This window comes from Emticicia aquatilis (genome assembly GCF_014644295.1).
Lineage (GTDB): Bacteria > Bacteroidota > Bacteroidia > Cytophagales > Spirosomataceae > Emticicia > Emticicia aquatilis.
The window spans coordinates 510,000-522,721 of sequence record NZ_BMKK01000004.1; the positions used below are offsets into that span (position 1 = coordinate 510,000).

Below are 12,722 nucleotides of genomic sequence, written 5' to 3' on the forward strand. Positions count from 1 at the left end.
AATTACAGCGAGAATATAAATAATATGCAAAAAGCTAATATCCGAGAAATACTAAAAGATAGAATCCTTGTGCTTGATGGTGCAATGGGTTCTTTGATTCAAGAATACAAATTATCTGACGCAGATTATCGTGGCGAGCGTTTCAAAGATTTTCCGCATGAAGTGAAAGGTAATAACGATATGCTTTCTATCACGAAACCAGAGGTTATTAAAGAAATTCATGCCAAATACTTTGAAGCTGGGGCTGATATTGCCGAAACCAACACTTTTTCGGGAACATCAATCGCCATGGCCGACTACCACATGGAAGATTATGTGTATGAATTGAATTATCAATCTGCCAAAATTGCTCGTGAAGTAGCTGATGAATTTACTGCCAAAAATCCAGACAAACCTCGTTTTGTTGCTGGTTCAATCGGGCCAACCAACCGTACGCTTTCGCTTTCGCCCGATGTAAACGACCCAGGTTTTCGTGCCATAACTTTCGACGAACTCGTTGATGCTTATTATGAGCAAATTCAAGGTTTGGTCGATGGTGGTGCTGATGTACTTTTGGTTGAAACCATTTTCGATACCCTTAACGCCAAAGCGGCTTTGTATGCCATTGATTTGTTTGCCCATGATGTAAAAAACGGTACGGTTCGACCATTGCAAAGTGGCTCGATACCGAAACAAACGAGAGCAAACTTATCGGAATTTGTGCAAAATAATATTCCTGTAATGGTTTCAGGAACAATCACCGATGCTTCTGGACGCACACTTTCTGGACAAACAACTGAGGCTTTCTTAACTTCGGTTTCTCATATAGATTTGTTGTCGATTGGACTAAACTGTGCTTTGGGAGCTGATTTGATGCGTCCGTATGTACAGATTTTGGCCAACGAAGCACCATTCATGGTTTCGGCTCACCCAAATGCTGGTTTGCCAAACGAAATGGGTGAATATGACCAGTCGCCAGCCGAAATGGCTGTAATTGTAGAAGATTTCCTACAAAATGGCTTCATGAATATTATTGGTGGGTGTTGCGGAACAACGCCAGCCCACATCAAAGCAATTGCCGAAGTTGCTTCAAAATACAAACCTCGTGTCATTCCAACTTTCGAACCGATTCAGAAAGTATCTGGTTTAGAGCCTTTGAAAATGACAAAAGAAACAAATTTTGTGAATGTCGGAGAACGCTGTAATGTAACAGGTTCAAAAGCTTTTGCCCGTTTGATTCGTGAAGGAAAATATGACGATGCTCTGTCGGTAGCAAGAAATCAAGCAGAAAATGGAGCTCAGGTAATTGATGTTAATCTTGATGAAGGGATGATTGATGGCGTAGAAGCCATGACCACTTTCTTGAATTTGATTGCCGCCGAGCCAGATATTTCTCGCTTGCCGATTATGATTGACTCCTCTAAATGGGAAGTTATCGAAGCGGGTTTGAAATGTGTGCAAGGAAAATCAATCGTAAACTCGATTTCGTTGAAAGAGGGTGAAGCGAAGTTTAAGGAATCGGCCGAAAAAGTAAAACGTTACGGTGCCGCAACGGTCGTGATGGCTTTTGATGAAGTTGGACAAGCGGATTCTTATGAACGTAGAATTGAAATCTGTAAAAGAGCCTACGATATTTTAGTCAACGAAGTTAATTTCCCTCCGCAAGATATTATTTTCGACCCAAATATCCTTACGGTTGCCACTGGTTTAGAAGAACACAACAATTATGCAGTTGATTTTATCAATGCTACTCGTTGGATAAAGGAAAATCTTCCTTATGCCAAAGTTTCGGGTGGAGTTTCAAATATATCTTTCAGTTTCCGAGGAAACGAGCCTGTGCGTGAGGCCATGCACACGATTTTCTTGTATCACGCCATTAAGGCAGGTATGGATATGGGTATCGTAAATGCTGGACAACTGGGCGTTTACGATGATATTCCTAAAGATATGTTAGAGCTTTGTGAAGATGTATTGCTTAATCGTCGTCCAGATGCTACTGAACGTTTGGTAACTTTTGCCGAAACCGTAAAATCGAAAGGAAAAGAAGTTGTAATTGATAATGCTTGGAGAGAATTGCCAGTTGGAAAACGTTTGGAACACGCTCTCATTAAAGGTTTAACCGAGTTTATCGACGAAGACGTAGAAGAAGCTCGCCAAGGATTTGAAAAGCCATTGCAAGTTATTGAAGGCCCTCTGATGGACGGTATGAACGTGGTGGGAGATTTGTTTGGCGAAGGAAAAATGTTTTTGCCACAAGTAGTAAAATCGGCAAGGGTAATGAAGAAAGCAGTGGCTTATCTATTACCATTTATTGAGGAAGAGAAATTACAAAATAGAGTGGAAGGTGATGCCGAAACATCATCGAATGCAGGTAAAATCTTGCTTGCAACAGTAAAAGGTGATGTGCATGACATCGGTAAGAATATCGTAGGTGTAGTTTTAGCTTGTAATAACTACGAAATCATTGATTTGGGCGTGATGGTTCCGACCAATAAGATTTTGGAAGAAGCTAAAAAGCATAACGTTGATATTATCGGTTTGAGTGGTTTGATTACCCCAAGTCTCGATGAAATGGTTGGCGTAGCCAAAGAAATGGAACGTCAAGGATTCAAAATTCCGTTACTCATTGGAGGGGCAACAACTTCACGCATCCACACGGCGGTGAAAATCGACCCGCATTATTCTGGGCCAGTAATTCACGTATTAGATGCGTCGAAAAGTGTGCCAGTAGCTGGGCGTTTGATGCAAAATGAGCAAACAAATCAAGAGATTTTTGATGAAATCAAGGCTCAGTATGCTCAATTAAGAATCGACCATGCGAGCCGTCAGAAGGATAAAAACTTTATTACGATTGAAAAAGCCAGAGAAAATCATGTAAAAATTGATTGGAGTAATTATAAAGCAACCAAGCCTAAGTTTTTGGGTACAAAAGTTTTTGAAGATTATGATTTAGCCGAAATTGCTAAATACATCGACTGGACTCCATTCTTCCAAACTTGGCAATTATCAGGAAAATATCCAAAGATTTTTGATGATGAGACTGTTGGAGCGGAAGCCAAAAAACTCTATGATGATGCTCAAGCAATGCTCAAAAAAGTAATTGCTGAAAAATCATTACAAGCAAAAGCAGTTATTGGTTTTTATCCAGCCAATTCGGTGGGAGATGACATTGTTTTACATAATTTTGAAGCCTACGAATATAACTCGGCTGGTCAAGGTGCTTTGAAAAATACTGGGTACAGAATTTTGAGCGAAACGGCAGTTTCAGAGACTGGTGAATTGGTAAAAAATCCACCTTTGGCTGTTTTACACCACCTTCGTCAACAAAATTTAAAGGCACAGAATTTGCCAAATTTGTGCCTTAGTGACTATATCTCCCCTTTAGGAGCTGGGGGTGATTACATCGGTGGTTTTGCAGTAACAGCAGGTTTGGGAATCGAGTCATTACTCGAACAATACGAAAAGGAACACGATGATTATAATTCAATCATGTTAAAGGCCATCGCCGACCGATTGGCCGAGGCATTTACCGAATTGATGCACGAGCGTGTGAGAAAAGAGTTTTGGGGATATGTTTCAGACGAAACATTAAGCAACGAAGAATTAATTGCCGAAAAATATCAAGGTATTCGTCCAGCACCGGGGTATCCTGCTTGCCCTGACCATACCGAAAAAACGGCCTTATTCAATTTATTAGATGCAGGCCGAATCGGCATAGAATTAACTGAAAGTTTTGCGATGTACCCTGCGAGTTCGGTAAGTGGTTGGTATTTTGCCCATCCAGAAAGCAAGTATTTTACTATCGGAAAAATTGCTAAAGACCAAGTAGTAGATTACGCAAAACGCAAAAATATGCCGCTCGAAGAAGTTGAAAAATGGCTCGCTCCAGTTCTGAATTATGATTGAGAAGATAAATTCAATTAAATAAATTTCACAAATACTTTACCGCTAAAGCCTTTGGGCCTTAGCGGTATTTTTTTACTCAAAACCTAATATTTTCCACAATATCGCTGGCCATCATGCTTGTCATGCCGAACCTTTCGGAGGCACGGTCACCTGCCACTCCGTGTTGATAAACGCCCAAAATTGCAGCTACTTTTGGTTCATAACCCTGTGCCAATAAGGCAGTTATGATTCCTGTTAGAACATCGCCACTACCTGCGGTAGCCATTCCTGCATTTCCCGAAGAATTAAAGTGAATCGTTCCATCGGGCAAAGCAACGGCCGTATTTGCCCCTTTCAGACAGACAATTACTTTATTTCTCACAGAAAACTCTCGCAAAAAATCTAATTTTTCATAATCATCCTTCCATGATTTACCAATCAGATTTCTAAATTCTTTAGGATGTGGAGTCAGAATTGAACTCTCTGGAATTTTATTTATGGCAGACCGCCCCTTCTCAGTCGAAAAATTATTCAAAGCATCAGCATCTAACACCATCGGGATTGCTAAATCTCGGCAAATTTCACAGAGTTTTTCTAAACTCGTTCTAATGATTCCGTTCACTCCAATTCCTGGTCCAACACCAACTGCTTGAAAATGATTACTAAAATCATCAACATGGAAACTGGTAGCAATAAAATCGGAGCTTTTACTATTCCAAGCCTCCCAGTACATCGCTTCGGGCAAAAGTGTTTGTAGAATGGGCAAACCCGATTTTACAGAATGTACAGTAAGTTTTCCTACACCCGAACGCATACATGCACGAGCGGCAAGCACAGCCGCCCCCATCATTCCGTGGCTTCCCGCAATGAGTAAAGCATGACCAAATGTACCTTTATGCGAAAACTTCTTGCGTGGTTTTATTAGTTTCTCAACTTCTTTAGGTGTTGAAAAATGGTACCGTGTTTCAGTATTCTGAATAAAATCTTTATGCAAACCAATATCAACAATGTGCCATTCACCCACAAACTCTTCATTTTGTGGCAACATGAACGCTAATTTTGGTAATTGAAAAGCCACTGTATGGATAGCTTTAATAATTGTATCTGTCGAATTATTTGACTTATCAGCAAACAAACCCGAAGGCATATCAACTGATATAATTGTCACTTCACTCCTATTAATATTTTCGATTACTGATTTTAGCAAACCCTCAATCGAACGAGAAAGCCCAGAACCTAAAAGTGCATCAATTATTACATCATTTTCAGAAAAATGGAGAGTAAAATGTTCATTTTCAATGTATTTGATAGTCAATTGCCTTTCTAAACGTTTTAGATTTATCTGAAAATTTTCTGAGGTTTTATCCGAATATTTTACCACAAAAACTTCCATATCATAACCCAAAGGTTGAAGCATTCGGGCAATTGCCAAGCCATCTCCCCCATTATCGCCGAGTCCACAAAATATTTTTACTTTGAAATTTCCAGTTTCAAAATTCTTGCAAAACCAATTAACAAAGGCCCTTGAAGCACGTTCCATTAAATCAATCGAAGCGATTGGTTCGTGCTGAATCGTATAAGCATCAGCCACTCTAATTTGTTCAACCGACAATATTTTCATGGAATTCCTTTTTTAAAAACTCAAAATGTATTTAATTCGTAAATATCGTAATTAACTTTTTTGATTCTTAGTAAAAACTCCATTGAATCCATTGAAAATTAGTGTAATCATACCTACTTATAATGAAGCCGAAAATATTGGTTGCCTCATCGAATCCTTAAAGATTTATGGGGATAAATTTCTGCATGAAATAATCGTTGCCGATTCACCCAATTCGACCGACAACACAACAGAAATTGCTCAGAAATTAGGTGCGATAGCTCAAAAGTCTCCTCAAAAAGGCAGAGCCTGCCAAATGAATTTTGGTGCTTCAATTGCCACTGGAGATATTCTTTACTTTGTTCATGCCGATACAAAAATCAACCCCGATTATGCCAATGATATTATCAAAGCCATTATAAAGGGTCATGATTTCGGGTGCTACCGTTACCAATTCGATGCCAATGATTGGCTATTGAAAGTCAATGCGTTCTTTACTCGCCTACCATTTATTTGGTGCCGTGGTGGCGACCAAACACTTTTTATTCGCAAAGAAGATTTTCTGAAAGTCGGTAAATTCAGAGAAGATTACCAAATTATGGAAGATTATGAATTTATCATTCGTGCAAATAAAGTGCTGAAATTTAAGATTATTCCTAAAAATGTAATTGTTTCTGCCCGAAAATACAAAACTAATTCCTATCTTCGGGTTCAGAAAGCAAATTTTAAAGTCATGCGAATGTTTCTGAGTGGAAAGGCTTCTCAGCAAGAAATGACCGAAACATACCGCAAAATGTTAGATTACCGATGATGAAATATGATATGTGTAGGGGAAATTTACTCTTAGGATGTCATAGAGTAAAAATCATTAAAAACTCCTATTAAATATTTTATGTCAGAATTGATTAGTGGAATTCAGCAAGTTGGAATCGGTGTGCGAAATGCCCAAGAAGCATTTAGTTGGTATAATAAAACCTTAGGGCTGAATGTCCCCCTTTTTGATGATGTTGCCGAAGCAACCCTCATGACACGCTACACAAAAGGCAATGTTCGCCAACGCCGAGCAATTTTAGCACTCAATATGGCTGGTGGCGGTGGTGCCGAAATCTGGCAGTCGAATCGTCCAGAACCATTGGCGGCAGATTTTGAACCACAAATTGGCGATTTAGGAATTTTTTCCGTAAAAATCAAATCGACAGATGTACAGCAATTTGCTCAAAATCAAGGGCTTACAACGAGTCAATCTCCCGAAAACAAATCAACTGCATGGCTGAAAGATAGCTATGGCAATCTATTACAAATCGTAAGCGATGATTCATGGTTTAAACCAAATGAGAGCCTTACGGGTGGAGTTGTTGGTGTGGTAATTGGGGTAAGTGATATTGATAAAGCATTGAAGTTATATAAGGATGTTCTTCAAATAAACGAGCTGGTGTATGATAAAACTGGCACTTTTGAAGATTTTGCTTCGTTAAATGCTCAAAACAAACAGTTTCGCCGAGTTTTATTACGAAAAAAAGTAACAAATACGGGTGCATTTAGTCGTTTGCTTGGAAACGTTGAAATTGAATTAGTACAAGCCCTCGAAGGAAACCCCAAAACAATCTTTGAAGGCAGAAGTTGGGGCGACTTAGGCTTCATTCACGTGTGTTTTGACACGCTTGATATGAATGCTCTAAAAAAACGATGTGCAGAGAATGGTTTTCCATTTACGGTCGATAGTGCAGATACTTTTGCGATGGGCAAAGCGGGTGGAAGATTCACTTATTTAGAAGACCCCGATGGCACACTCATTGAGTTTGTAGAAACGCATAAAGTGCCGATTTTAAAGAAAATTGGTTGGTACCTCGACCTCAAGAAAAGAAAAACACAAAAACCTCTTCCCGATTGGATGGTTTCGACGATGGGTTGGGGAAAAGTAAAAGCATAATTAAAAACGCCCATAACTGGGCGTTTTTTTGTAACACAAATTTACATTTTGTACATCTTTGAAAAATAAAACAATATTATGGCAACAATCTATCATATTACAACTAAAGACTGGTGGGCAACATTTGAAAATTTAGATTACTACGAAAGCCCAACCTTTAATGAAGAAACATTTATTCATCTTAGTACTACCGAGCAAGTTTCTGGGGTTTTAGAACGCTATTATGCAGGTCAAACCAATTTACTGAAACTTCATGTCGATACTGAGAAGCTTTCAGCAGCATTGAAATACGAACAGGCAACTAATAATGAATATTTCCCTCATTTGTACGGCAGATTGAATAAAAGTGCGGTTTTGGTAGTGGAATTCATATAGAGTCTTCAGATATGACTCAAGAATGCTTGGTTTATTTTTGAGTCGTCTTTTTCATTAAATTCCTTTATTTCATAACTTTGGTTTCTAAAATCAAACCAACTGTTTATGCAATTAAAATCTACACTTTTGCTACTTTGTTTGTTTCCATTATTTTTAAATGCCCAAAATATAACCCCTCAAGACGGCTACACTTTTTTCTCAACAGCCGAAAGCGATGATTATAAGTGCGGAGGCAGGCTGATAAATGCTCAATTATACGGTGTTAAAAAGGTACCTTACACATTTGGGTATATAACAACTACAAGCAGCACCGCCTATGAAGAAGATAACAAGTTTTTTTTGCAGATTTCGGAGCTTGGCAATTCAAATGTAATTACTATTTATTCAATAAAAACGGATATTGGTTATTCTGGAAATGCACTCTTTGAACTCCCTGAAAATTTGAAAGTTGGCACTAAGTATCAAATCAAAATGGGTTCTACTAATCCTTCGATACTATCTATGAACTCCGTTTTTATTGAATATGGGGTCGGAAAACTCCCTTTTTTCGTTGATTTTTCACAAGAAACAGCTTACTATAAAAATGCACCACAGGTAAATTTAAAATTACCCATAAAGTTCAAAAACGGTATAATTTCGTCTAATTATTTCCAAACAGTTAAAACTAAGCTTTCGGATGGAAGTGTATTTGAATCAAAAGTTTCGAGTGTTCCATCAATAATAGAAATACCAGTTTTGCCCCAGGATACTGTGAATATTTATAAAATCAGCGAAATTTCAAATTCATGTGATACACAAGGTGAGGCTATGGGACAAGCCAAAGTAGTAAAAAAAATTGCCCTTGACCAGTTTATCATTAAAAATGAATACAATGCCTGTAAAGATATTCCATTCGCTATCAATATCACTTCAAATTTCATTCAGTTAAATGCTCCATTAAGAATCGAATTTTCAAAAGATTTTGAGTTTAAGTCGCTTACTGGAAGTGTAAAATCTACTTTAGACATAAACAATCAAGTTACAGTAGCGTTTCCAAGCTTTTTAAGAGAAAATGAGAGTTATAATATTAGAATAATTGATGAGAAAACTAATTCGATAAGTAATGTATCAGGTATTTCTGTTTCTACAAAAACAAATACTGTTGGGCCGCATGTTCTTACTTTCAATGATAAACAAATTCAAATTTCATTTCCTCAATATATTGATGGCAACAGAAATTCAGCATATTATCTGCCATTGAAAGAGTTGGTTATTAATAATAGAAATATCATACCAAATGAGTTGGTTTCGGCTTCCAATATCAGTTTGCCGATGCCTCAAAAAGACACAACGCTCATTTTTAACAAAATAGCTACCGCTTGTGGAGTTTTGGAAAGTTTAAGACCTGAATTAATAATCAAGCCTTCAAACTATCAATTTATTGACTTCAAGACCACCTCAACGAGTATATGTGAAGGAAACACAGTAGATTATGCCTTAAATCTATCAAAAAATGCTGCACTGAATGATATTCGCTTTAGAGTGTTTCCCGAAGTAATTTATCAAGAATATTTACCAAATAGTGGGGTAGCACTTAATTCCACGAGCAATCTTGTTAGCTTAGATGAAATTAAATCGGTAAAAACTGACGCAGGAAATAAAAAAATATCTATAACAATACCAACAAATCTGAATGAACAAATTGATAGAGTTGTAGGAACAAAAAGAGTTGCTATAAAAAACGTTCAGCTTAACGTAATTGCCTTATCGAATAACTCAAATGTACAGATTAGCCAATTTTTTACAAGCCCAACCATTCTATTATCACCCAAGGTTTCTTTTAAAACACTTGTATATTCGACAGGTAATGGAGCAAACTTAGAGAATATTCCGATTACATACCGAGGAGGTTATCCTATCACCTACACGCTTTCAAATGGTTTAAAAGGGCAGGTAAATCAAGAACAATTGGAATGTCAATCTAATTGTGACCCACTTCTTGGCGGCGAGCAATCTATTAAAATGATTGTCGATAAATCGACAACTATTAAGATTGAGTCTATCAAGAATCCATGTGCGACTATCAACTCATCCGATAAAGTTGATGTACTTGTCATGAATGCCAATACACCTAAATTAGTAATTGACGCAACTAATCTATCAAATAAAGCATGTAGGGGTACAATAACTGAAGTCCCGTTTATATTCTTTGGTAATTGGTCTAACAATCCTAAAGTTAAGGCTATCACTAAAGCAACTGACTATTACGGAAATATCACAACCGATGAGTATGAAGTAGATAGTTCGCCGTTCAAGTACCAAGTACCCTATTATTTAAATTATAAATCAATTGAACTATTATTTGAAAGTAATGGTGTAAGAAGTAATAGTATAAAATACAATTTAGAATCCAAGCCATATAATCTATCATACACTTTCTCACAAAATTCAGCCACCGACCACACAACCACTCCCGAAACAACCTATATTACTGACTACTCAAATTTTATGTTTTTCAATGGCTACGGGTCAAGTCTTAATTTTACTCTAAACGGTAATCAAAAGAATTATACCTATAATTCAGAAAATTTTTCTTATTTAAACACAAAATTTAATATTAATCGAGATACAACATTCTACTTAAACTCAGCAACCAATTCGTGTGGAACAACTGAGTTTAACAAAACAATAAAAGTGCAAAAAGTTGAAACTCTTATCAATAATTTAGGTGAAGTTTCAAAAAAATACGGTATTGTAAATTCAGAATGTATTGGTTCGGAACAAATAATTGCCTATGAATATGTAGGGAATAAGCCTAAAAAAGATTCATTAGTCATTCAATTGGCAAAATTTAACAGTGCGGAACAGTTATCGCCTAATAAACTAAAATTTTATAATGTTGCAACTAAACAGGGTATCAACGAACTCACGTTCACAATACCAGATACTTGTTTTGGTTCTTATGTTTATCGAATTCGTTCTGTAATTGGTAATCACATTTCAAACTACAGCTACTTATCTTTTACAGTAAAGGCCCGACCAAATATCAAATTGACTTCTCAATCAGGGAAATCCGAAGTTTTTGGCCCCTCTTATTTGTATATAAAAGGCAACCTAACTCAAGTAGAAAATCTAAATGTTGTGTTAAACAATGGAGAAAACTTGAATATAAATGCTTTTGGAGTTGTATTCAATAATATTGGTAATATGGTCCAAGTTTTATATAACAATGGCAAGTATTTTTCTCCTAACCAAACAACCACATATTCTATAAAATCTGTTTATAATTCATGCGGTGCAGGTGTGGCAGATGGAAGTGTAAAAGTTATCGTTAGCCCTACAATTAAAGCCAAAATAAGCAATTCATTAAGTAATACGTACTGTATAGGTGATAGTCTTACACTTGATTTAAGTTATTTAGAAGGTATAAATAAAGATACTTTGATGGGGGTTTATTTACATACCGACTCAAAATCTTCTTATAATAAAGAACTTACAACTTTTAAAAATACGCCAAATAATATCAAAATAAAACTCCCAAATGATATATATTCTGGCTATTACTTTATACAAATTCGCAAAAAAAGTAGGAGTAAAAACTATTTTGCTGGAAATGTCAATCCTGATTCACTAAGTTTAGTCAATGCCCGAATGAGCTGGGATTCTGACCCTATCTATCTTAGAATTGCCACACCTCCGAAGGTAAATTTAAGTGGAAATACAGAAATATACTTAGGAAATAGTGTTGCATTGAATGTACAGCCCATCAATAATAATGGACAGAATATCGCCATTTCAAAAGACTCGATATATCTAATCAGTGGCATGACATACTATTATGAATTTGCTGATGGTAGTAAATTCTCCTCCATTGAAGGACAACCGAAAGTTTCTCCAATTAAAACCACTACATATAGCATTGCAAGCATAAGGAACTATTGTGGTGTAGGTACTTCTTCAGGAAATGCTACCATTACGGTGCTAAACAAAGCTGATAAAAGAATTGAAACACTTGGTTTTTATAGAAAATATGTCTCATCTGCCCCTCAAAACGTAACTTTTTATAACTATGAATATACAAATACATTTTGTAGTGGTAAAAAAGACTCTTTAGATATAAAGCTATTTACGACCGATAAAAATATTGATGTAAATAAATATAAGGTATTGTTATCTGATAAAGATGGACTAAATTTTACGCCTATCTCAACCATCAAAACTAAAATTATTACAGATTCTACAAATTATAAAATCATCAGATTAAATTTCCAATTACCCGATAACCTTCCCTTTGGATTTAATTATCAAATCAAAGGTTCGGCAGAAGACTCAAATATTCCAAGTGCAGCTCTGACAATTCCTATAAAAATTTATGAGTTACCCACTGCTACCCTAACTGGTAATAGCCAGTTTATTGTAGGTGAGAAAGTAAAGGCACTTGTAAAACTCACAGGTGATGCTCCTTGGTCAATTTCAGTGATAGATAAAGATGGAAAATTTGCATATAGTGGACTTCCAACTAAGGCTGATTCGAGTGAGAACTTTAAGAATTATCAACCTAAATTGATTTATGATAACGAATTAAAGTTAGAGTTAAACCCTGAAAAATCGACCAGTTATAAAGTATCAAAAGTAACCAATAAGACTTGCGGCTTAGGAAAAGTCTTAGCTGGTGAATTTACAGTTGATTTAATCTTAGCCAACGAAAACCCAATTCAAAATCTAATTCAAATCTATCCAAACCCAACAGCTAACCAATTAAATATTGATTTAACAAATCTAAATGCCATTACCGAATTAAAAATATTTGACAGTATCGGCCAATTACTCGACAGTAAAACATATACTCAAAGTCAGACACATCAAAAACAAAGTTTGGATTTTAGTCAGTATCAGTCTGGGGTATATTTAATTAAAATAAATACTGAAAAACTCTCTCAAGTCTATCGAGTGGTTAAGCAGTAAAATAAAATG

Annotated in this window: 6 protein-coding genes; 5 read left to right on the forward strand and 1 reads right to left on the reverse strand. The window is 36.4% G+C overall.

The window, feature by feature from the left end:
• Window positions 1-24 precede the first annotated feature (24 nt).
• A complete protein-coding gene (gene metH / locus IEX65_RS12360) occupies window positions 25-3,885 on the forward strand; it encodes a methionine synthase (RefSeq protein ID WP_188766373.1) in 3,861 nt (1,286 codons plus the stop codon).
• Window positions 3,886-3,961: 76 nt separating this feature from the next.
• Here metH and IEX65_RS12365 read toward each other — a convergent pair whose 3' ends face one another.
• Window positions 3,962-5,485 (reverse strand): NAD(P)H-hydrate dehydratase, encoded by a 1,524-nt coding sequence (locus IEX65_RS12365; RefSeq protein WP_188766374.1) that lies wholly within the window; start codon window positions 5,483-5,485, stop codon window positions 3,962-3,964.
• A gap of 91 nt (window positions 5,486-5,576) precedes the next feature.
• Here IEX65_RS12365 and IEX65_RS12370 point away from each other — a divergent pair, with 91 nt between their 5' ends.
• From IEX65_RS12370 to IEX65_RS12385, 4 genes are all read left to right on the forward strand, one after another.
• Window positions 5,577-6,275, forward strand: a complete 699-nt coding sequence (locus IEX65_RS12370) for a TIGR04283 family arsenosugar biosynthesis glycosyltransferase (RefSeq protein WP_188766375.1) — start codon at window positions 5,577-5,579, stop codon at window positions 6,273-6,275.
• A gap of 81 nt (window positions 6,276-6,356) precedes the next feature.
• The gene (locus tag IEX65_RS12375; RefSeq protein WP_188766376.1) at window positions 6,357-7,394 is read left to right on the forward strand and encodes a VOC family protein; all 1,038 of its coding nucleotides are present in this window, start codon (window positions 6,357-6,359) and stop codon (window positions 7,392-7,394) included.
• Window positions 7,395-7,472: 78 nt separating this feature from the next.
• Complete coding sequence (locus IEX65_RS12380; RefSeq protein WP_188766377.1) at window positions 7,473-7,769, forward strand: DUF952 domain-containing protein; 297 nt, start codon at window positions 7,473-7,475, stop codon at window positions 7,767-7,769.
• Window positions 7,770-7,874: 105 nt separating this feature from the next.
• On the forward strand, window positions 7,875-12,713 hold the full coding sequence (locus tag IEX65_RS12385; RefSeq protein WP_188766378.1) for a T9SS type A sorting domain-containing protein: 4,839 nt from the start codon (window positions 7,875-7,877) through the stop codon (window positions 12,711-12,713).
• Window positions 12,714-12,722: the final 9 nt, after the last annotated feature.

Coding starts and splice junctions, on each gene's coding strand:
- IEX65_RS12365 (WP_188766374.1), bottom strand. CDS start 5,485: ATGAAAATATTGTCGGTTGAACAAATTAGAGTGGCTGATGCTTATACG.
- IEX65_RS12385 (WP_188766378.1), top strand. CDS start 7,875: ATGCAATTAAAATCTACACTTTTGCTACTTTGTTTGTTTCCATTATTT.
- IEX65_RS12375 (WP_188766376.1), top strand. CDS start 6,357: ATGTCAGAATTGATTAGTGGAATTCAGCAAGTTGGAATCGGTGTGCGA.
- metH (WP_188766373.1), top strand. CDS start 25: ATGCAAAAAGCTAATATCCGAGAAATACTAAAAGATAGAATCCTTGTG.
- IEX65_RS12380 (WP_188766377.1), top strand. CDS start 7,473: ATGGCAACAATCTATCATATTACAACTAAAGACTGGTGGGCAACATTT.